Source organism: Inquilinus sp. NPDC058860, assembly GCF_042743185.1.
GTDB lineage: Bacteria > Pseudomonadota > Alphaproteobacteria > DSM-16000 > Inquilinaceae > Inquilinus.
Map to the genome: position 1 here is coordinate 123,831 of NZ_JBHYMS010000007.1, position 19,070 is coordinate 142,900.

A 19,070-nucleotide genomic window follows, 5' to 3' on the forward strand; every position below is an offset into this window, starting at 1 on the left:
TTGGTTTGCGTCGATCATCCGACCGGGGTCGGCACCGCTTCGATCAGCGAGCGGGCATAGGGGTGGCGGGGGCCGGCGGCCTGCGCGACGTCGAGCGTCTCGACCAGGTCGCCGCGGTACATCACCGCGATCCGGTGCGCGATCTGCCGCACCAGGTTCAGGTCGTGGGTGATGAAGAGGTAGGCGGTGCCGAAGCGCCGCTGCAGGTCGAGCAGCAGCTCGACGACCGAGGCCTGGACCGAGACGTCGAGCGCCGAGGTGATCTCGTCGCAGACCACCAGCTTCGGCCGCGAGGCGAAAGCGCGCGCGATCGCGACGCGCTGCTTTTCGCCGCCCGACAGCTGGTGCGGGAAGCGCCGCGCGTAGTCGGCCGGCAGCCGCACCTGCTCCAGCAGCGCGGCGATGTCGGTGCCGCCGGGGTTGCCGTAGAGCTTGAGCGGCCGCGACAGGATCTCGCCGATCCGCATCCGCGGGTTGAGCGATGCGTCGGGGTGCTGGAACACGATCTGCACGTCGCGGCGATAGGCCCGGTCCATATCGGCGCGGCCCGAGATCCGCCGCCCGGCGAAGAGCACCTCGCCCTCGAAGGGGTTGAGGCCGATCAGCGCCTTGGCCAGCGTCGATTTGCCGGAGCCGGATTCGCCGACCACGCCGACGATCTCGCCCGGCTTCACCGCCAGGCTGACCGACCGGGCGCCGGTGACGGGAGCCTTGGCCCGGCCGAACAGCCGGGCGAGCCGGGAAGCGCGGCCGTAGCGCACGGTGACGTCCCGGATATCGAGGAGCGGCGGCTCCGCGGCCGGCGGCCCGCCTTCGACCAGCCGCCGGTCGGGCCGCGGCACGGCGCCGACGAGCCGCCTGGTATAGGCCTCGCGCGGCGAGGAGAAGACCGGCGCCACCTCTCCCTGCTCCACGATCCGGCCCTTGTGGATCACCGCGACCCGACCGGCGATGCGGGAGACCAGCGCCAGATCATGCGAGATGTAGAGTGAGGCGACCGCCGTCTCGGCCTGCAGCTCGCCGAACAGGTCGAGGATCTGCCGCGCCGTGATGATGTCGAGCGCCGTCGTCGGCTCGTCGAAGACGATGCATTCCGGCTGACAGGCGAAGGCGGTGGCGATCACCACCCGCTGCTTCTCGCCGCCCGAGGCCTCGTGCGGATAGCGACGCATCATCGCCGCCGGCTGCTTCAGCCCGACCCGGGCCAGCATCGCCTCACCCTCGGCCCAGGCCTGGCGCCGGGTCAGGCCGCGGTGCCGGACCAGCACCTCGGCCAGCTGCTCGCCGAGCGGCAGGGTCGGGTTCAGCGAGGTGCCCGGGTCCTGGAACACCATGGCGATCCGGCGGCCGCGGATGCGGTCGATCGCGGCCGCGCCCATCCTGGTCAGGTCGTCCCCGGCCAGGCGGATACCGCCGCCGGCCTCCCGAGCATTGGCCGGCAGGTGGCGCATGATCGCCCAGGCCAGCGAGGTCTTGCCCGAGCCGGATTCACCGACCAGGCCCAGCACCTCGCCACGGCCGATCGCGAGGTCGATGCCGTCGAGCGCCCGGAAGGCGCCCTTCGGCGTCAGGTAGTCGAGGCTGTAGCCGTCGATCTCGAGAACGGAGGCCATCGGCGTCATACCCGCGGGTTGAGGATGTCGCGCAGCCCGTCGCCGAGCAGGTTGAAGCCGATCGCGACCAGCGCGATGGCGGCGCTGGGCCAGATCAGCATCCACGGATTCCGGTGCATGAAGCCGCGGGCCTCCGCCACCATCAGCCCCCATTCCGGGGCCGGCGGCTGGGCGCCGAGGCCGAGGAAGCTGAGCGTCGCGAACAGCATGACCGCGAAGGCGACGCGGATCGTCATCTCGACCACGATCGGGGCGACGACGTTGGGCAGCATCTCGCGCAGCACGATGTACGCGCCGCTTTCGCCCCGGGCCACGGCGGCGCCGACATAGTCCTGCTTGCGCACCGTGAGCGCGACGCTGCGCGTGACCCGCGCCATTCCGGGGGCGAAGGCGATGCCGACGGCGAGCAGAGCGTTCAGGCTGCTCTTGCCCAGCAGGTTCACGATCAGCAGCGCGAGCAGCAGGCCGGGGATCGACATGACGGCGTCGACCGTCCGCATGATCGCCTCGTCCGCCCGGCCGCCGAGGAAGGCGGAGGCGGTGCCGAGCACGGCACCGATCACCGTGCCCAGCGCGGTCGCCAGCACGGCCATGACGATGGTGGTGCGGGCGCCGTAGAGCAGCCGGCTGAGGATATCGCGCCCGTACTGGTCGGTGCCGAGCCAGAACTCCGGTCCCGGGCTGCGATAGCGGGCCAGCGGCGCGAGGCCCTCCGGGCTGTGCGGCGCCAGCCAGGGGCCGAAGCACACGGCGAGGAGAGCGAGCGACACCAGGACAAGCCCCAGGAGGCCCTGCGGCGATCGCGCGAGACGGCCGAGACTCTCAGTCATAGCGGATTCTCTTGTCGAGCCAGGCATAGGCCATGTCGGCGGCGAAATTCGCCACCGAGTAGGTCGCGGCCATGATCAGCGCCCCGGCCTGGATCGCCGGCAGGTCGCGGCTCTGGATCGCGACGATGAGCTGCCGGCCGATGCCCGGCAGGGCGAAGATCTCTTCCACGACGATCACCCCGCCGAGCAGGTAGCCGACATCGAGCGCGACGATGGTGATGGTGGGCAGGAGCGCATTGCGCAGCCCGTGCCGGAACAGCACGCGCCGCCGCGACAGCCCCTTCAGCCGGGCGGCGCGGATGTAGTCGGTCTGCAGCACGTCCACCAGCTCCGACCGCACCATGCGCGAGACATGCGCGACCAGGATGACGGACACGGTGAGCACCGGCAGGACGAGATGCAGCAGCCCCTGCCACGGATTCTCGGTGAGCGGCACATAGCCGGTGGCCGGCAGGATCCGCAGCCAGTCGGCGAAGAGCAGCACGAAGGCCGTGGCCGTCACGAATTCCGGCAGCGACACGCCGAGATAGGACAGGAGGCTGACCAGCAGATCCGAGAGCCGGCCGCGCCGGATGGCGGCGAGGATGCCGAGCGGCACCGCCACCACCAGCATCAGCCCGATCGCGAAGACCGCGAGCAGAAGCGACCGGCCGAGGGCCTCGACCATGACCGGCCCGACCGGCTGGCCGGTGCGCAGCGAGACGCCGAAATCGCCCTGCACCACGCCGGCCAGCCAATGCCCGTACTGGGCCCAGACCGGGGCGTCGAGCCCCATCCGGTCGCGGACCGCGGCCAGCGCCTCCGGCGTCGCGTTCTCGCCCAGCATCATGGTCGCGGCGTCGGCGGGCAGCACCTGGGTGATGCCGAAGACGATCACCGACACCACGGCGAGGGTGTAGAGGATCAGGAGGCACCGCTTGAGGAGATAGCTCGGGGACAAGGGGGATCTCCGCCGCCGCGGTCAGCCGCGCTTCGGGGCGCCGTCGCCCAGCCAGACATGGTCGAGCCGGAACACGGCGCCGCGCGGATTCAGCTTGTAGCCCTGGACGTAGTCGCGCTGGGCGGTCAGCAGGTCGAAGAAGACCGGGATGATCGACGGCACCTCGTCGATCATCAGCCTTTGCGCCTGGGCGTAGAGGTCCCGGCGCTTCGCCTCGTCGGCCGTGGCGCGGGCGTCGCCGACCAGCTTGTCGAACGCCGCGTTGTTCCAGTGCGTCTCGTTCCAGGCCGCGGTCGAGGTGTAGAGCAGCGAGAAGATCGCATCCGCGGTGGGCTGCATGTTGTAGAAGCCGACATAGAAGCTCCCCTGCTTCCACACCTGGTCCAGATAGGTGCTGTGCGGCATCGTCTGGACCTCGATGTTGAAGCCCGCGGGCTTCGCCATCTCCCGCACCGCGACCGCGAGCTGCGTCCGCACCGCCGGCCGGTCGGAGGCGATCAGGGTCAGGTCGAGGCCGCCGCCGTGGCCGGCCTCGGCCAGCAGCGCCTTGGCCCGGTCGATGTCCGGCGCCTCGAGCGGGGCATCGCTGTAGAAATGATAGGCCGAGTTGATCGGGGAATCGTTGCCCGGCGTGCCGAAGCCCTCGGCCACGAATTCGACCATCGCCTCGCGGTCGATGGTGAGCGCCAGGGCCTTGCGGACCCGGGCGTCGTCGAACGGCTTCTGGTTGCAGCCGAGGATGATGTTGCAGAACTGGCCCGACGGCGTGCGCAGCACGCCGACGCCGTCCGCGCCCTGCAGGCGCTGGTACTCGGTCGGCACCAGGTTGAGCATCAGGTCGGTGTCGCCCGAGATCAGGGCCGAGCCTTCGGCCGAGGTGTCGGGGTAGATCACGACCTCGACACGGTCGAGATAGGGGCGCGCGCGGTCGTAATAGGCGTCATTGCGGGCGACGACGACCTGCCGCTCCGGCTCGAAGGAGACGAGCTTGAACGGGCCGGTGCCGACCGCCTCGCGGTCGAGCCGGCCGAGGCCGCCCTGGATCACCGCCTTAGGCACGATCTTGGCGTTGGTGTAGGCCAGCGCCACCGGCAGGTCGGCATAGGGGGTCGCGGTGGTGAACACCACAGTGGTGTCGTCCGGCGCCGCGACCTTCGTGATCGGCCCGACATTCTGCCGCGCCGGCGACGCGGTCTGCGGGTCGAGGATCGCCTCGAAGGTGGCGACGACGTCGGCCGCGGTGCAGGCGCTGCCGTCGTGGAAGGTCAGGCCGGAACGGAGCTTGAAGGTCCATTCGGTCAGATCGGCCGAGCTGCTCCAGCTCTCAGCCAGGTCGGGCTCGGCCGTCATCTCGGGGCTGAGGCGGGTCAGGCCGCTGTAGAGCAGCTCCGCCACCAGGTATTCCGGGTTCACCCGGGTCAGCAGCGGGTTGAGCTTCGCCACCGCCTGGTCGACGCTCATGCGCAGCGTGCCGCCGCGCTGCGGCGCCGCGGCGAGGGCGCGCCCGCCGGTCAGGGCGAAGCCGGCGACGGCGGCGGTCGCGGCGAGGAAGGTGCGTCGGTCGACGAGGCCCGATCGGATCATTTTTTGGCTCTCCCTGTCAGCATTCGGATGGTGTGATTGGCCCCGCGCCGTCGTCGTCGAAGTCGCGGCTGAGATAGAGCAGGACCGCCCGCGCCAGGGCGACGACGTCCTCCATCGTCGTGAACTCGTCCGGCGCGTGGGTGTTGTTGTCGGGCCGGCTCAGCCCGCCCAGCAGGATCTCGCGGATGCCGGCCTGCTGCACGAAGCCCATGTCGGAGCTGGTCGAGGAGCCCCAGGCGCGGAACGCCTCCGGCGCCCAGCCGAAGCCCTGCGCCAGCGCCGCCTGCCAGCGCGGCCAGTGCGGCCCGCCGGGATCGGAGACCGGGGCCAGATGGCCGACCATGTGGGTCTCGACCCGCAACGCCCGCGACGGCGCCATCGCCGCCCGGACGGTCTGCTCCATCTCCGCCCGGACCGCCTCGAACGCCTCCTCCGGCGCGTAGCGGCGGTTGATCAGGATCTCGAACACCGCGGGCAGCGACGAGCCCTTCTGCCCGCCATGCAGCGCGGCGATGGTCAGCCGGCCATGCAGCGGCCGTCCCTCGTTGTGCGGCGGCGGCGGCAAGGCGGAGACCCGGGTCTCGACCTCCGCCTTCAGCGCCATCAGCGCCTGCAGCAGCGGGATCGCCTCCTCCACCGCATTGATGCCGCCGACCGGATCGCCGGAATGGGCGCCGCGGCCGTGGATGCGGATCAGCAGGTCGATGCTGCCGAAGCAGCCCGCCCAGATCCGCGGCGCGGCGCCGCCGTTGAAGCTGAGCAGGTGTCCTTCGACCAGCCCCTGCTCCGCCAGGTGGCGGATGCCGGGATAGAGGCCGCCTTCCTCGTCGGTGCACAAGAGCAGCACCGGGTCGAACCGCAGCGGCAGGCCGACGCTCCGGATCGCGCGCAGCGCCGCGAGCGTGGCGGCGATGGTGCCCTTCATGTCGGCTGCGCCACGACCGTAGAGACGGCCGCCCTCGCGGGTCAGGGCCAGGGGCGGCCGGGTCCAGCCGGCACCGGGCGGCACCGTGTCGGTGTGGTAGTAGAGGCTGCAGGCCGGAAGGCCCGCGCGACGCTCGGCGATCAGGTTGACTCGATCGCCGTGAGCCCCACCCTCCCCGGCCTGCCACAGGGATTCGGGGACGCTGACGCGGCGGAAGCGGAAGCCGAGCGGCGCCAGCAGGGTTTCCATGAGATCGGCGAAGGCGTGGTAGCCGTCGCCAGGGGGAAAGGAGGTGTCGATGGAGACCAGCCGGGACAGGTCCTCGACGATCGCGGCGTCATCGGCCGCGATCGCGACCCAGGCCTCGCCAAGGCCTGCCGACAGGTGCCCACCCGACACTTCGCCTCTCCACAAGCAAGTTTATTTCCTATAAACTATATATGAATAAGAGAACGGGATCCGATGCCTGTCAACGACGAAAACGCCCGCGCGCAGGACGGCACGGCCACCGAGCCGGCCGTGCCGCGGTTGAGCGCGGATACGGCGCCGCTGTACGAGATGGTGAAGCGGCACATCTCCGACGCGATCCTGATGGGGAAGTGGCCGTCCGGAACGGTGCTGCCGAGCGAGGTATCGCTCGCCCAGTCCTTCGGGGTCGCCGTCGGCACGGTGCGCCGGGCGCTGTTCGACCTGGCGACGGAGGGGCTGCTGGCCCGACGCCGGAAGACCGGGACCGTGGTGACGGGGCGCAGCCCGCACCAGACGCTGCGCTTCTTCTTCCAGTACTTCCGCCTGCACGGGCGCGATGGAGCGCTGCTGCGCTCGCAGGCCGCCGTCCTGTCGCTCGCGGTGGAGCGCGGCAGTCCGGAGGAATGCACGGCCCTGGACCTGACGCGCGGCGCGCCGGTGCTGCGGCTGCGGCGGGTACGGCGGATCGACGGACGCCCGATCATGCATGACCGCTTCATCCTGCCGGCCCCGCGGCTGCCGGGTTTTCCGGACCGTCCGGAAGACGTGCCGGAACTGCTCTACCTGCACCTGTTCGAGCGGTACGGGATCCGCATCTCGGCGGTCCGGGAGCAGGTGACGGCGGAGCTCGCCGATACCGAGGATTGCGCCCTGCTGGCCCTGACTCCGCCGGCGGCGGTGCTGGCGATCGACGAGATCGCCTATGACCAGGCCGGCACGCCGACCATACTGGCGCAACACCGCGCGACCACGGCGGATCACTGCTACATCAACGAGGTCCGTTAGATGATGGAAGAGCGTGCATGCGAATTGAGCAGCCCGCCTCCCTGCGCCCATCGATCATACGGCCGGTACATTCGGTCGCGGTGTCTTGGCACCGCCGGACGGTTATATTAAATCCAAATGGTCTCCGGGCGTTTGTCTGACGGTCCCGGCTTCGGAACCCAGATGGCCCCGTACGACGCACCCTGCCGCAGCGGCATCCTGCCCGAGACTCCGATCAAGACGGCCTCCGTCCGTCCGATCGTCGTCGGCTCGTACAACGTGCACAAATGCGTCGGGCTGGACCGGCGCTTCGACCCGCTGCGCATCGCCGCCGTGGTCGCCGAGCTCGACGCCGACGTGGTCGCGCTGCAGGAGGTGGACCGCCGGTTCGGCCGCCGCTCCGGCCTGCTCGATGCCGAGACGCTGCGCCGCGACAGCGGCCTGCATCTGGTGCATGTCTCCGATCTGCCCGACGGTCATGGCTGGCACGGCAATGCGCTGCTGGTGCGGGAGGGCGTGGTCACCCGCCTGCGCCGCCTGACGCTGCCGGGAGCGGAACCGCGCGGCGCCATCGTCACCGAGCTGGCCCTGCCGGCCGGCCGCCTGCGGCTGGTCGCGGCCCATTTCGGCCTGCTCCGCCGCTGCCGGATGCGCCAGTCCGCCATGATCCTCGACGAGATCGCCGCGGGCGAGAGCATGCCGACGCTGCTGGTCGGGGACCTCAACGAGTGGCGCCCCGGTCGGCGCTCCTCGCTGCGGCCGCTCGACGCCCTGTTCGGGCCGCTGCAGGCCAGCCCGCCCAGCTTCCCCGCGCCGCTGCCCCTGGTCTCGCTCGACCGCATCCTGGGCTGGCCGCAGGGCGTGCTGCGTCAGGTCGAGGTCCACCGCAGCCCGCTGTCGCGGATCGCCTCGGACCACCTGCCGCTGCGGGCCGTGATCGACTTGGCCATCCCCCTGCCCGCCGCCTCGGCGCCGCTGTCGGAAGCCGCCTGACGCGCAGCATCCTCAGCGGGACGCGTCGACGCCGAGCTCCTTCGCCATCGATTCGAACTCGTCACGGATGTCGTTGAGCGTTGGCAGGCCCAGCGCCTTCAGCTCCGCATGCACCTTCCGCGCGGGCTCGGAATCGAGGTCGCGCTTGAAGTTCACCACGACCTCCTTCGCCGAGCCGTAGCCGCGATAGCGCTCGACCTCGGTCCGGGTCGCCTTTTGGACATGCTCCAGCTTGCGCGTCTCGGCCTCCGACTTCCCCTCGGCCTGGGCCTTGAGGACCGGGTCGAAGGCCCGTCTGGTGACGAAATCGACCAGCTTCTCCCTGGCGTCGGGCATGGTGTCCTCCTGCCGGCTATACCGTGGATCGCTTCAGGATGTACGGGCCGGAATCATCCGCGGTTCCCCTCCCCCTGGCTGATGGCACCGGCCGGCATCGGCTCTGACCGAGGCCCTGTGCCGAGACAACGGACTGGGTTCCCATCTTGGAACGCAGCGAACCCGCCCCAGATTGTTGAGTCGGTATCGGCATTGAGTCAGTCTTCCATCGTCGCCGATCGGCCCCGAGCGGGCGCGGCCAACATGGAGTCGATGGCATGGCCAAGGTGCTCGCCTGTATCGACGGCTCGATCTACTCCCACAGCGTCTGCGATCTTTCCGCCTGGGCCGCGTCGCGGCTGAACCAGCCGGTCGAGCTGCTGCACGTGCTGGGCCGCCGCGAAGTGTCGACCATCCCGGTCGACATCAGCGGAACGCTGGTCGCCTATTCCCAGGACATCCTGGCCGAGCTGGCGGCGATGGACGAGCAGCGGGCCGGCCTGTCGCAGAAGCGCGGCCGGCTGATCCTCGACGAAGGCCGCACCCGGCTGAAGGAGGCCGGCGTCGCCGATGTCGACACCCATCTCTACAACGGCGACCTGGTCGAGACGGTCGGCGAGTTCGAGCCCGACGCCAGCGTCATCGTCATCGGCAAGCGCGGCGAGGCGGCGGATTTCGCCAAGCTGCATCTCGGCTCGAATCTCGAGCGGGTGGCGCGCGCCGCCAAGAAGCCCGTGCTGGTCGCCGCCCGCGCCTTCAAGCCGATCGGGCGCTTCCTGATCGCCTTCGACGGCGGCCCGAGCGTGACCAAGGCGGTCGAGCTGATCGCTGACGGCCAGCTGCTGCGCGGGCTGGAAGGCCATCTGCTGATGGCCGGCAGCCCGGACGAGGAGGCCGAGGCCAAGCTGGATGCCGCCGAGGCCAGGCTGCGGGACGCCGGCTGGGACATCCGCGCCCGGATCCTGCCCGGCGAGCCGGAGGCGGTGATCGCGGCCGAGGTCACCGAGGCGTCGATCGACCTCTTGGTGATGGGCGCCTACGGCCATTCCCGCATCCGCAACCTGATCATCGGCAGCACCACCACCGCGATGGTGCGGTCGTGCCTGATCCCAGTGCTGATGCTGCGGTAAGCCGAGCGACGCTACACCCGCTCCAACGGCCGGTGCGGCTCGGGCGGCAGCTCGATCCCGATCGGGTCGCCGGAGCGCACCATGCCGCCGGCCAGGACGATGCCCATCACCCCGGCTTTGCGCACCAGATTGCCGGCCTCGTCGCGGCCGACGACCAGCTTCAGCAGGCCCTGCCGGAAGCCGTCGATCTGGCTGCAGGGGTTGCGCAGCCCGGTGATCTCGACCACCGCCTCGGCGCCGAGCCTCAGCTTCGCGCCGGTCGGCAGGCCCAGCAGGTCGATGCCGCGGGTGGTGACGTTCTCGCCCAGGTCGCCGGGCACCACGGTGAAGCCGGCGGCCGCCAGTTCGTCATGCAGCTCGCCCTGGATCAGATGCACCTGGCGCAGATTGGGCTGGGTCGGGTCGACCTTCACCCGGGACCGGTGCTTCACCGTCTTTCCCATATGGGCGTCGCCCTCGACGCCGAGCCCGGTGAGCAGACGGATCATGTCCAGCACCGGCTTGCTGAAGTCGTGGGTCGGGCTGAGGCCGACGGCAGTCACCACGCCGGTCATGCCGACATCCCCGTCAACGGATAGCGGCCGGTGATGCGGAACGGGGATTGCCGGTCGTCCTGCTCATAGACCGCGATCGCATCGATCCGCAGCGGATCGATGCAGACGGGCACGGTCCGCTCGGCCAGCGCGGCGCGCACCTGCTCATGCTCCGCCGTGTCGGTCAGGCGGGCGGTCAGGGTCATGTGGAAGCGGAACTCGTCGAACACATAGGGATAGCCCCAGCGTTCGAGATGCCGGTCCTGCGCCGGGGTCAGCGGCGACTGTCGCCGCCGTTCCAGCTCCGCGGCCGTGAGCGGCGCGCGGAACTGGTCGAACGCCTCGACACAGGCATCGGCCAGGGCGTGCACCTCGGGCGCGTCGGCCGAGGGCACCAGGGCCAGGAAGCCGCCGATCGAGGCGAGCGTCAGCGCCGGGCCGGTCGCCGGGGCACGGCCGGCGGCAAAAGCCTCGGCGGCCGCGTGCAGCGCGTCGCCCGACACATCCTCGGCAAGCGCGAACGGCGCCTTCAGCGTGGCGTGGAAGCCGTAGTGGCGGGGGTCTGCGGTGATCGCGTGGAACCGGTCGAGGCCGATACCGTCGAACCGCGGCTGCGGCCGCGGCTCGCCCGTCTCCGGATCGCGGCCGAGCAACTCGGCGCCGAGCTCCGCCAGGGCGGATTCGGGAGGCGGTGCGAAGTAGATCGCGTAGCGTCGGGTCATGCTCAGGCGACCCGTTTGCCGGCGCGCCAGACGCCGCGGATGTGCGGCACGCCGTCGATCAGGCGGAAGCGGACGAGATCGGCCCGCAGCCCCGGCGCGATCCGCCCACGGTCGTCCAGCCCCGCCGCCCTGGCCGGGTTGGCGCTGACCAGCGCCACCGCCCCCGGCAGGCCGAGCCCGACCGGCGTCTCGGCCAGCATGCAGACGGCATGCAGCATGCTGATCGGCACGTAGTCCGAGGCGAGGATGTCGAGCAGCCCGGCGGCCGCCAGCTCCGCCGCCCCGACATTGCCGCTGTGCGAGCCGCCGCGGACCACGTTCGGGGCGCCCATCAGGATCGACAGGCCATGGCTGCGCGCCGCCTGGGCCGCGCCCGCCGTGGTCGGGAACTCCGAGATCGACACGCCGAGCGACACCGCCTCGTCGACATGGGCCGGGGTCTCGTCGTCATGGCTGGCCAGCGCCACGCCACGGCGGGCGGCGAGCTCGGCGATGGCGAGGCGATGCCGGTGGGCATGCGCCTCCTGCGCTGCCTGCCGCTCCTTCATCAGCACGTCCAGCTCCGCCTCGCTGTAGCGGTGGCGGTTGGCCTGGCGCCACTTCTCGACCTGGGCGTACTGCCGCTGGCCGGGCGTGTGGTCCATGATCGAGAGCAGGCGGACCGCCGGGTCGTCGATCAGAACCGACAGGTAGTCCAGCACATGCGGGTCGGCAACCTCGCAGCGCAGATGCAGGAAGTGGTCGGCCCGCAGCATGTCCTGGCGGCGCGCCGCCTCCAGCCCGTCGACCATCGGCCGCAGCAGGCTGCCGCGCGGCACGCCCTTGTGCTCGCCCATCAGCGACAGGCTGTCGAACACGGTGGTGATGCCGGCCGTGGCGACCTGGGCGTCATGCGCCATCGCGGCCGAGACGCTGTTCCACATCACCCCCGGCCGCGGCGCCACATGGCGCTCGAGATGGTCGGTGTGCAGGTCGATCAGTCCGGGGATCAGGTAGTCGCCGTCGAAATCGTCGCCGGAGGCCTCCCCCCTCCCTTCGTCAATGGCCACGATGCGGCCGTCCTCGACCCGCAGCGCTCCGGTGACGACAGCCTCGGGGGTGACGATCCGGGCGTTGGAAAAAATCAGATCCGTGCTCATGCGGCCGCCTTGTAGAGCGTGACGTCGAAGATCCGGGTCGCCACCCGGTCGCGCACCACCGTGTCGTGGAAGATCCCGACGATGGCGGCGCCGCGTGCCTTGGCCTCCTCGATCAGCTCGATGACCACGCGCCGGTTGTCGGCGTCGAGCGAGGCCGTCGGCTCGTCGAGGAGAAGAATGGGATACTCCATCGCGAAGCCATGCGCGAGATTGACCCGCTGCTGCTCACCGCCGGAGAAGGTGGCGGGCGGCAGCGACCACAGGCTCTCGGGCAGGTTCAGCCGGGCCAGCAGCGTGCGGGCGCGGCGGTCTGCCTCTGCCTCGGCGACGCCGGAGGCGAGCATCGGCTCCTTCACTATCTCCAGCGTCGGCACGCGCGGGATCACCCGCAGGAACTGGCTGACATAGCCGAGCGTCCGGCGCCGGACCTCGAGGATCCGGCGCGGTGTCGCGGCGGTGATGTCGACCGGCTCGGTTTCATGCCGGATCAGCACCCGCCCGGCCGAAGCCAGGTAGTTGCCGTAGAGGGTGCGCATGAAGGTGCTCTTGCCCGCGCCGGATGGGCCGCCCAACACGACGCATTCCCCCGCGGCCACGGTGAAGTCGACGCCGCCGAACACCGGCAGCCGCACCCCGCCTTGGTTGTGGAGAACGAAGGTCTTGGACAGGCCGGAGACCTCGATCATCGGAGTCGTGTTCGGCATGGCTCAGACCTGCAGGACGGAGGAGACGAGGAGCTGGGTGTAGGGGTGCTGCGGGTCGTCCAGCACCTGGTCGGTCAGGCCCGTCTCCACCACCCTGCCGTGCCTCATCACCATCAGGCGGTCGGCCAGCAGGCGGGCGACGGCGAGGTCGTGGGTGACCAGCACCACGGCGATGCCGAGCCGGCGCACCAGCCCGCGCAGCAGGTCGAGCAGCCGGGCCTGGACCGAGACGTCGAGGCCGCCGGTCGGCTCGTCCATGAAGACCAGGCGCGGGTTGGTGACCAGGTTGCGGGCGATCTGCAGCCGCTGCTGCATGCCGCCGGAATAGGTCGCCGGCCGGTCGTCGATGCGGCCGAGATCGAGCTCGACTTTGTCCATCCAGTCCTGCGCCTGGCCGCGGATCTGGCCGTAGTGCCGGGCGCCGACAGCCATCAGCCGCTCGCCGACATTGGCTCCGGCACTGACATCCATGCGCAGCCCGTCGCGCGGATTCTGGTGCACGAAGCCCCAGTCGGTGCGGGCCAGCATCCGCCGCTCCGGCTCCGACAGCGCGTAGATGTCGGTCAGGCCGCGGACGCGGGTGTCGAAGGCGACCGTGCCGGCGCTGGGCGGCAGCCGGCCGGAGATGCAGTTCAGCAGCGTGGTCTTGCCCGACCCGCTCTCGCCGACGATGCCCAGCACCTCGCCGGTCGACATCTCGAAGGCGACGTCGCAGCAGCCGGTGACGGCGTCGCCGTACAGCTTGGTCAGGCCCTCGACGCGCAGCAGGGTGTCGCCGCTCATGCCTCGGCTCCCTTCGGCTCATGAGCCTGCTCGACCGTGCGGTCATAGGCGGCCAGCGCCTCGCCGCTCAGGGCGCCGCGATGGCCGGCCTCGCGCCGGGTGCGGCAGTGATGGCTGTCGGAGCAGACGAACATGTGACCGCCGGCATCGTCGAGCACGACCTCGTCGAGATAGCTGTCCTCGGCCCCGCACAGGGCGCAGGGCTGGTCCCAATGCTGGATGGTGAAGGGATGGTCCTCGAAATCCAAGCTGACCACCTGGGTGTAGGGTGGAATGGCGTAGATCCGCTTCTCACGCCCTGCCCCGAACAGCTGCAGCGCCGGGTTCATGTGCATCTTCGGATTGTCGAATTTCGGGATCGGCGACGGTGCCATCAGATAGCGGCCGTGCACCATCACCGGATAGTCGTAGGTGGTGGCGATATGGCCGTAGCGGGCGATGTCCTCGTACAGGCGGACATGCATCAGCCCGTAATCGGCATAGCCGTGCATCATCCGGGCCTCGGTCTCGCGCGGCTCCAGCCGCCGCAGCGGCTCCGGCTGCGGCACCTGATAGACCAGGATCTGGCCCTCGGCCAGCGGCTGCTCCGGGATGCGGTGGCGGGTCTGGATCACCGTGGCCTCGGAGGTCGCCTCGGTGGTGGCCACCCCGGCGACGCGGGCGAAGAAGCGGCGGATGTTGACGGCGTTGGTGGTGTCGTCGGCGCCCTGGTCGATCACCTTCAGCACGTCGTCCGGACCGATGATGCTGGCGGTGACCTGGATGCCGCCCGTGCCCCAGCCATAGGGCACCGGCATCTCGCGGCCGCCAAACGGCACCTGGTAGCCGGGGATCGCCACCGCCTTCAGGAGCGCCCGGCGGATCATCCGCTTGGTCTGCTCGTCGAGATAGGCGAAGTTGTAGCCGGGGTCGCGCCCGACTGTTGTCTCTGCGGTCTCGGCGTTCATTCCGCCGCCTCCTTCCGGGTCGCCGCATCGTCCCCCGCCTCGCGGGCGCGGCGCTCATGCTCCGCCCGCAGCCGGCGGATCAGCTCCAGCTCGGCCTGGAAGTCGACGTAGTGCGGCAGCTTGAGATGCTGCACGAAGCCCGAGGCCTCGACGTTGTCGCTGTGCGCCAGCACGAATTCCTCGTCCTGCGCCGGGTAGCGCGCGGCCTCGCCCAGGTCGCGGGCCCTGAGCGCCCGGTCGACCAGCGACATCGCCATGGTCTTGCGCTCGCAATGGCCGAAGGCCAGGCCGTAGCCGCGGGTGAATTGCGGCGGCGCCGATTTCGACCCGGCGAACTGGTTCACCATCTGGCACTCGGTGACGGTGATCTCGCCGATCTCGATCGGGAAGCCCAGCTCCTCCGGCACGATCTCGACCGCCACCTCGCCCAGCCGGATCTCGCCGGCGAAGGGATGGTTGCCGCCATAGCCGCGCTGCACCGAATAACCCAGCGCCAGCAGGAAGCCCTCGTCGCCTCTCGCGAGGTTCTGCAGCCGCTGGTCGCGGTCGGCCGGCAGGGTCAGCGGGTCGCGGGTCAGGTCGACCGGCTCATGCCCCTCAGGCGTCTCGGCCTCACGCTCGATCAGCCCCTCGCGGTTGAGGATGTCGACCACGCGCGGCACCGGCCCGTCCGGCCCCGCCTCGCCCTGCGGTGCCGCCGGCGGCTCGCCCGAAGCGGCCAGGGCGAAGTCGATCAGGCGATGGGTGTAGTCGTAGGTCGGGCCCAGGATCTGGCCGCCCGGGATGTCCTTGTAGGTGGCGGAGACGCGGCGCCGCACCGTCATCCTGGCGGTGTCGACCGGCTCCGACACCGCGAAGCGCGGCAAAGTGGTGCGATAGGCGCGCAGCAGGAAGATGGCCTCGACCAGGTCGCCCTGCGCCTGCTTGATCGCCAGCGCCGCGAGATCGCGGTCGTACAGCGAGCCTTCGGCCATCACCCGGTCGACGGCCAGGCCCAGCTGCTCGCGGATCTGGTCCGGGGCGATCTCCGGCACCGCCGGATCGCCGCGGCGGGTCTCCGCCAGCAGCGTCTGGGCGTTCTCGATCGCGCGCTCGCCCCCCTTGACGGCGACATACATCGGATCAGCCCTCCCAGCGGGTGGTGCGCGGCAGGCCCAGCATCCGGTCGCCGCAGGTCAGCAGGAGATCGACGCCGAGCGGATAGGCGAAGCCATTGGCGGCCCAGTCCTCACGGAACCAGGCCGGCAGGCCGGCGATCCGGGCGGGCTCGGCCCCGGCGATGCCGGGGCCGGCGAAGCGGCCCGCCTCCGGCCCGTCCAGCGCCGGCACCTCGACCACCAGCGTCGCCGAGCGGTCGGGGTAGCGGTCCTCGCCCAAAGCCAGGCCGCCGAGCCGCGGCAGGGCGGCGGCATCGGCCACCAGCAGGAAGGCGGCCGCGGCCGGGTCGGCGACCAGCGGCGCGCCGGTGTGGAAGCGCAGGAAGCTCTGCACCGCCGGGGTCGCCAGGGCCGGGTCCAGCCAGACCGGCGTGTCGAAATCGACCAGGGTCAGCGCCGCCGCCGTCATGGCGCGGCCGAGCGGGGCCGGCGCCGCGACCGGTTCCGGGCAGGCCACCGGCCGGCCGGGCCGGGACATGGCGTCGAGCACGGCGCGGAACACCGACTGGCTGCCGAGCACCGGGTCGGCGAAGCCGGGCAGCAGCGCCGCGGAGTCGAGGATGGCGGTCATCGCGGATTCTCTCCCCGCACCATGGTGAAGAAGTCGACGCGGGTCGCCGCCGCCTTGCGCCGGGCGGCCATGCGCGTCTCGGCCTGAGCCCGGCGCAGCGGCGCAATCAACGCGGACTCGACGGCCTCGCGCCGGTCGGTCTGCAGCAGGGCGTCGGCGCGCGCCGCGATCTCGGCATGGCGGCGGTCGCGGCCGGCGACATAGGCGAAGCCCAGCACCTCGCTGCCGTCGAGGCGAACGGTGCAGCGCGTCACCGTCATCTCCCCGAGCGCGAAGGCCATGCCGTCGCCGCCGGCGCGGCCGCGCACCATCACCATGCCGGTCTCGGCCGGCCGCAGCGTGGTGAAGCCGGCCCCGTCCCCGAGATCGGACCACAGGCGGTGCAGCGTCGCCGGATCCGCCTTGGCCAGCACGGCCATCCAGTCCCGGCGTTGTTCGGTTTTGTTGGTCATAGGCTGATAGACCTATTGCCTATTCATCTAGTCATCCGTATGTTTAGATCATGAACGGGATTCGACGACATCCGCAAGTCGGGAAGGATGAAATTTGCGTGACGGAGCCGGCATGAATTCGCACACCTCGCTCAGCCGCGGCGCCGGCGTCGCCCTGTGGCGCCAGATCAGCGAGACGCTGGAGCGGGAGATCCGCGACGGCGTGCACCCGGCCGGGGCACGGCTGCCGACCGAGGCCGAGCTGTCGGAGCGGTTCGGCGTCAACCGCCACACGGTGCGGCGGGCCATGGCGGAGCTGGAGGAGCAAGGGCTGGTCGACGTCACCCAGGGGCGCGGCACCTTCGTGCATCTCGGCGCCATCGCCTATCTGATCGGCCGGCGCACCCGCTTCCACGAGAACATGCGCCGGGAGAACCGGGCGGCGCGGCTGGAGCTGCTGGAGTCCGCCACCGAGGCGGCATCGGCGGCGGTCGCGCGGGAGCTGGAGGTGCCGGCCGGCACCCAGGTGATCCGGCTGGACACGCGGTCGCATGCCGACGGCCTGCCGCTGAGCCTCGCCAGCCACTACTTCCCGGCGGCGCGCTTCCCCGGACTGGTCGAGGTCTTCCGCGAGACCGGCTCCGTGACCACGAGCTTCGCCCGCTACGGCATTGCCGACTACACCCGCCGGCGCACCCGGGTCTCGGCCCGGCTGCCGGATGCGCGGGAGCAGCGGCTGCTCGAGATCACCCGCACCCGGCCGGTGATGGCGACCGAGGCGATCAATGTCGATGCCGAGGGCGCGGTGGTCGAGTTCGGCCTGTCCAGCTTCGCCAGCGACCGCATCCAGCTCGTCTTCGAGGGCTGACGAAACGGAAAACCGGGCGGGAGGCTGCCCTCCCGGCCCGGCTCTTCCGTCCCGGAGCGGGATCGCCGCTCCGAAAATCCCCGGCCGCCCTTGGGACGGACATGTGCGGCCGGGTCAGGTCCTGCAGGGCCGGCGAAGCGCCGGCCCGATGAGAGCCTAGTTCGCGCTGGCCAGTCGGCCGCTGTGGCTGGTCGCCCGCTGCGGCTCGGCCGTCGCCAGGGCCGAGGCGTTGCGCGCATGGTGCCGCTGCAGCATCGGCCGCAGGATCAGCACCGCCGAGAAGGCCGCGATCAGATCCATCGCCGCGACGGTGTACAGCACCGTCGACCAGGTGCCGGTCGCCTCCATCAGCAGGTTGCCGAACGGCACCAGCAGCGCGGCGACGCCCTTGGCGCAGTACAGCACGCCGTAGATCTTGCCGAGATGCTTGGTGCCGAAGGTGTCGCCCGCGGTGGCGCTGAACAGCGAGTAGACCTCGCCCCAGGCCAGGAACACCACGCCCGACAGGATCAGGAAGGCCCATGGGTTGTGGCCGAAGGTGCCGAGCGCGACGATGCCGATGCCTTCCATGGTGAAGGCGATGAACATCGTCTTCTCGCGGCCGATATGGTCGGACACCCAGCCGAAGAACGGCCGCGAGATGCCGTTCATGATGCGGTCGAGCATCAGGGCGAAGGGCAGCGCCGCCATGGTGAAGAAGAACAGGTTCACCGGCATGTCCTTGACGCCCAGATCCTGAGCGATGACGCCGAGCTGGGCCACCGCCATCAGGCCGCCGGTGACGGTGCAGATGAACATGCCGAGCATGACGTAGAACACCGGGGTCTGCAGCGCCTCGCCCAGCGTATAGTCGCGCCGCGACTGGGCGACCTTGGTCGAGTGCTTCACTTCCTCCTTGCCCGGCGCGCGCAGGAACCAGGCGGCGGCGAAGATGATGCTGCCCTGGATCAGCCCGAACCAGAAGAAGGCCGTCTGATAGCCCGAGCCGGCGATGACGCTGGCGATCGGGATGATGGTCAGGGCCGAGCCGGCGCCGTAGCCGCCGGCGGTCAAGCCCACGGCCAGTCCGCGCCGGTCCGGGAACCATTTCAGCGCGGCGTTGACGCAGGTGGCGTAGACGCAGCCGACGCCGATGCCGCCGATCGCGGCACCGACATAGAAGCCGGTCAGCGAGGTGGCGTAGGAGTTCACGATCCAGGACAGGCCGGTCATCACGCCGCCGACCAGAACCAGGGCGCGCGGGCCGTACTTGTCGATGAAGTAGCCCTCGATCGGGGTCAGCCAGGTCTGGACGATGACGAAGATGGTGAAGGCGGTCTGGATCGCGGCGCGGCTCCAGCCGTAGGTCTCCTGGATCTCCGGAACGAACAGGGTCCAGGCGTACTGGATGTTCGCGGCGGCGACCATGCAGACGATGCCAGCGATCAGCTGAATCCAGCGATTCGCGGGCGCTCTCCCCGTCCCGGCGCTCGCGTTGGAAATCGCACTCATGGCGATGGCTCTCCCAGTGTCTCGTTGCACTCGTTCGGCCGGTCGTTGACTGCCGGCGGTTCATTGGCCTCCGAAGGCCTATGCCGAGGATGGCTGCGGGATCGGGCCGGTCCTCCGGAATCCCCGGGAGACCGGCCCTGCCTGAACCCGAGCCGTCGGGC

The 19,070-nt window shown here is 70.5% G+C and carries 20 protein-coding genes; 4 read left to right on the forward strand and 16 right to left on the reverse strand.

Translation table 11 applies throughout. The features are described 5' to 3' along the window. Window positions 1-14: 14 nt before the first annotated feature. Genes ACFW16_RS07180 through ACFW16_RS07200 form a run of 5 tightly spaced genes read right to left on the reverse strand, consistent with a single transcriptional unit; the run spans window position 15 to window position 6,291 of the window. Window positions 15-1,613 carry a dipeptide ABC transporter ATP-binding protein gene (locus tag ACFW16_RS07180; protein WP_380303285.1) on the reverse strand — a complete coding sequence of 533 codons (1,599 nt, stop codon included), beginning with the start codon at window positions 1,611-1,613 and terminating at the stop codon, window positions 15-17. Window positions 1,614-1,618: 5 nt separating this feature from the next. Further along, window positions 1,619-2,443 (reverse strand): ABC transporter permease, encoded by an 825-nt coding sequence (locus ACFW16_RS07185; RefSeq protein ID WP_380303287.1) that lies wholly within the window; start codon window positions 2,441-2,443, stop codon window positions 1,619-1,621. Further along, window positions 2,436-3,383 carry an ABC transporter permease gene (locus tag ACFW16_RS07190; RefSeq protein ID WP_380303289.1) on the reverse strand — a complete coding sequence of 316 codons (948 nt, stop codon included), beginning with the start codon at window positions 3,381-3,383 and terminating at the stop codon, window positions 2,436-2,438. The genes ACFW16_RS07185 and ACFW16_RS07190 overlap by 8 nt, the downstream gene beginning before the upstream one ends. Before the next feature lie 21 nt (window positions 3,384-3,404). After that, window positions 3,405-4,967, reverse strand: a complete 1,563-nt coding sequence (locus ACFW16_RS07195; protein WP_380303291.1) for an ABC transporter substrate-binding protein — start codon at window positions 4,965-4,967, stop codon at window positions 3,405-3,407. 16 nt (window positions 4,968-4,983) lie between these two features. Next, complete coding sequence (locus ACFW16_RS07200; protein WP_380303293.1) at window positions 4,984-6,291, reverse strand: M20 family metallopeptidase; 1,308 nt, start codon at window positions 6,289-6,291, stop codon at window positions 4,984-4,986. Between the two features lie 63 nt (window positions 6,292-6,354). On the opposite strand from ACFW16_RS07200, the gene ACFW16_RS07205 reads away from it, so the two are divergent. Both ACFW16_RS07205 and ACFW16_RS07210 read left to right on the forward strand, forming a co-directional pair. After that, on the forward strand, window positions 6,355-7,146 hold the full coding sequence (locus ACFW16_RS07205; RefSeq protein ID WP_380303294.1) for a GntR family transcriptional regulator: 792 nt from the start codon (window positions 6,355-6,357) through the stop codon (window positions 7,144-7,146). A gap of 162 nt (window positions 7,147-7,308) precedes the next feature. Next, on the forward strand, window positions 7,309-8,118 hold the full coding sequence (locus ACFW16_RS07210; protein ID WP_380303296.1) for an endonuclease/exonuclease/phosphatase family protein: 810 nt from the start codon (window positions 7,309-7,311) through the stop codon (window positions 8,116-8,118). 12 nt (window positions 8,119-8,130) lie between these two features. On the opposite strand, the gene ACFW16_RS07215 is transcribed toward ACFW16_RS07210, so the two are convergent. Next, window positions 8,131-8,454: a hypothetical protein gene (locus tag ACFW16_RS07215; protein ID WP_380303298.1), complete on the reverse strand. Its 324-nt coding sequence runs from the start codon at window positions 8,452-8,454 to the stop codon at window positions 8,131-8,133. Between the two features lie 257 nt (window positions 8,455-8,711). Between ACFW16_RS07215 and ACFW16_RS07220 the strand changes: the two genes are divergently transcribed. Next, the gene (locus ACFW16_RS07220; protein ID WP_380303300.1) at window positions 8,712-9,563 is read left to right on the forward strand and encodes a universal stress protein; all 852 of its coding nucleotides are present in this window, start codon (window positions 8,712-8,714) and stop codon (window positions 9,561-9,563) included. An 11-nt stretch (window positions 9,564-9,574) separates the two neighbouring features. Here ACFW16_RS07220 and ACFW16_RS07225 read toward each other — a convergent pair whose 3' ends face one another. Genes ACFW16_RS07225 through phnG form a run of 9 tightly spaced genes read right to left on the reverse strand, consistent with a single transcriptional unit; the run spans window position 9,575 to window position 16,571 of the window. Further along, window positions 9,575-10,117: an MOSC domain-containing protein gene (locus tag ACFW16_RS07225; protein WP_380303302.1), complete on the reverse strand. Its 543-nt coding sequence runs from the start codon at window positions 10,115-10,117 to the stop codon at window positions 9,575-9,577. Further along, complete coding sequence (locus ACFW16_RS07230) at window positions 10,114-10,818, reverse strand: DUF1045 domain-containing protein (protein ID WP_380303304.1); 705 nt, start codon at window positions 10,816-10,818, stop codon at window positions 10,114-10,116. The genes ACFW16_RS07225 and ACFW16_RS07230 overlap by 4 nt, the downstream gene beginning before the upstream one ends. Before the next feature lie 2 nt (window positions 10,819-10,820). Further along, a complete protein-coding gene (locus ACFW16_RS07235) occupies window positions 10,821-11,957 on the reverse strand; it encodes an alpha-D-ribose 1-methylphosphonate 5-triphosphate diphosphatase (RefSeq protein WP_380303306.1) in 1,137 nt (378 codons plus the stop codon). Next, the gene (gene phnL / locus ACFW16_RS07240) at window positions 11,954-12,661 is read right to left on the reverse strand and encodes a phosphonate C-P lyase system protein PhnL (protein ID WP_380303307.1); all 708 of its coding nucleotides are present in this window, start codon (window positions 12,659-12,661) and stop codon (window positions 11,954-11,956) included. The genes ACFW16_RS07235 and phnL overlap by 4 nt, the downstream gene beginning before the upstream one ends. A 3-nt stretch (window positions 12,662-12,664) precedes the next feature. Beyond that, window positions 12,665-13,444 (reverse strand): phosphonate C-P lyase system protein PhnK, encoded by a 780-nt coding sequence (gene phnK / locus ACFW16_RS07245; protein ID WP_380303309.1) that lies wholly within the window; start codon window positions 13,442-13,444, stop codon window positions 12,665-12,667. Then, window positions 13,441-14,391, reverse strand: a complete 951-nt coding sequence (locus ACFW16_RS07250; RefSeq protein ID WP_380303310.1) for an alpha-D-ribose 1-methylphosphonate 5-phosphate C-P-lyase PhnJ — start codon at window positions 14,389-14,391, stop codon at window positions 13,441-13,443. The genes phnK and ACFW16_RS07250 overlap by 4 nt, the downstream gene beginning before the upstream one ends. Continuing rightward, a complete protein-coding gene (locus tag ACFW16_RS07255) occupies window positions 14,388-15,509 on the reverse strand; it encodes a carbon-phosphorus lyase complex subunit PhnI (protein WP_380303312.1) in 1,122 nt (373 codons plus the stop codon). Before ACFW16_RS07255 ends, ACFW16_RS07250 begins: the two co-directional genes overlap by 4 nt. 4 nt (window positions 15,510-15,513) lie before the next feature. Continuing rightward, window positions 15,514-16,119 carry a phosphonate C-P lyase system protein PhnH gene (gene phnH, locus ACFW16_RS07260; RefSeq protein WP_380303314.1) on the reverse strand — a complete coding sequence of 202 codons (606 nt, stop codon included), beginning with the start codon at window positions 16,117-16,119 and terminating at the stop codon, window positions 15,514-15,516. Continuing rightward, a complete protein-coding gene (phnG, locus tag ACFW16_RS07265; protein ID WP_380303315.1) occupies window positions 16,116-16,571 on the reverse strand; it encodes a phosphonate C-P lyase system protein PhnG in 456 nt (151 codons plus the stop codon). Before phnG ends, phnH begins: the two co-directional genes overlap by 4 nt. Window positions 16,572-16,683: 112 nt before the next feature. On the opposite strand from phnG, the gene phnF reads away from it, so the two are divergent. Continuing rightward, window positions 16,684-17,418, forward strand: coding sequence for a phosphonate metabolism transcriptional regulator PhnF (phnF, locus tag ACFW16_RS07270; protein ID WP_380303317.1), 735 nt, complete (start codon window positions 16,684-16,686; stop codon window positions 17,416-17,418). 156 nt (window positions 17,419-17,574) lie between these two features. Here the strand turns inward: phnF and oxlT are convergent, their stop codons facing one another. Next, window positions 17,575-18,909, reverse strand: a complete 1,335-nt coding sequence (gene oxlT / locus ACFW16_RS07275; RefSeq protein WP_380303319.1) for an oxalate/formate MFS antiporter — start codon at window positions 18,907-18,909, stop codon at window positions 17,575-17,577. Between the last annotated feature and the right edge of the window lie 161 nt (window positions 18,910-19,070).

Excerpts from the sequence above, each read along its gene's own strand:
- ACFW16_RS07235 (WP_380303306.1), bottom strand. The coding sequence starts at position 11,957 with ATGAGCACGGATCTGATTTTTTCCAACGCCCGGATCGTCACCCCCGAG.
- ACFW16_RS07230 (WP_380303304.1), bottom strand. The coding sequence starts at position 10,818 with ATGACCCGACGCTACGCGATCTACTTCGCACCGCCTCCCGAATCCGCC.
- ACFW16_RS07185 (WP_380303287.1), bottom strand. The coding sequence starts at position 2,443 with ATGACTGAGAGTCTCGGCCGTCTCGCGCGATCGCCGCAGGGCCTCCTG.
- ACFW16_RS07180 (WP_380303285.1), bottom strand. The coding sequence starts at position 1,613 with ATGGCCTCCGTTCTCGAGATCGACGGCTACAGCCTCGACTACCTGACG.
- ACFW16_RS07255 (WP_380303312.1), bottom strand. The coding sequence starts at position 15,509 with ATGTATGTCGCCGTCAAGGGGGGCGAGCGCGCGATCGAGAACGCCCAG.
- ACFW16_RS07210 (WP_380303296.1), top strand. The coding sequence starts at position 7,309 with ATGGCCCCGTACGACGCACCCTGCCGCAGCGGCATCCTGCCCGAGACT.
- ACFW16_RS07215 (WP_380303298.1), bottom strand. The coding sequence starts at position 8,454 with ATGCCCGACGCCAGGGAGAAGCTGGTCGATTTCGTCACCAGACGGGCC.
- ACFW16_RS07225 (WP_380303302.1), bottom strand. The coding sequence starts at position 10,117 with ATGACCGGCGTGGTGACTGCCGTCGGCCTCAGCCCGACCCACGACTTC.
- phnH (WP_380303314.1), bottom strand. The coding sequence starts at position 16,119 with ATGACCGCCATCCTCGACTCCGCGGCGCTGCTGCCCGGCTTCGCCGAC.
- oxlT (WP_380303319.1), bottom strand. The coding sequence starts at position 18,909 with ATGAGTGCGATTTCCAACGCGAGCGCCGGGACGGGGAGAGCGCCCGCG.
- phnL (WP_380303307.1), bottom strand. The coding sequence starts at position 12,661 with ATGCCGAACACGACTCCGATGATCGAGGTCTCCGGCCTGTCCAAGACC.
- ACFW16_RS07195 (WP_380303291.1), bottom strand. The coding sequence starts at position 4,967 with ATGATCCGATCGGGCCTCGTCGACCGACGCACCTTCCTCGCCGCGACC.
- ACFW16_RS07250 (WP_380303310.1), bottom strand. The coding sequence starts at position 14,391 with ATGAACGCCGAGACCGCAGAGACAACAGTCGGGCGCGACCCCGGCTAC.
- ACFW16_RS07205 (WP_380303294.1), top strand. The coding sequence starts at position 6,355 with ATGCCTGTCAACGACGAAAACGCCCGCGCGCAGGACGGCACGGCCACC.
- phnF (WP_380303317.1), top strand. The coding sequence starts at position 16,684 with ATGAATTCGCACACCTCGCTCAGCCGCGGCGCCGGCGTCGCCCTGTGG.
- phnG (WP_380303315.1), bottom strand. The coding sequence starts at position 16,571 with ATGACCAACAAAACCGAACAACGCCGGGACTGGATGGCCGTGCTGGCC.
- phnK (WP_380303309.1), bottom strand. The coding sequence starts at position 13,444 with ATGAGCGGCGACACCCTGCTGCGCGTCGAGGGCCTGACCAAGCTGTAC.
- ACFW16_RS07220 (WP_380303300.1), top strand. The coding sequence starts at position 8,712 with ATGGCCAAGGTGCTCGCCTGTATCGACGGCTCGATCTACTCCCACAGC.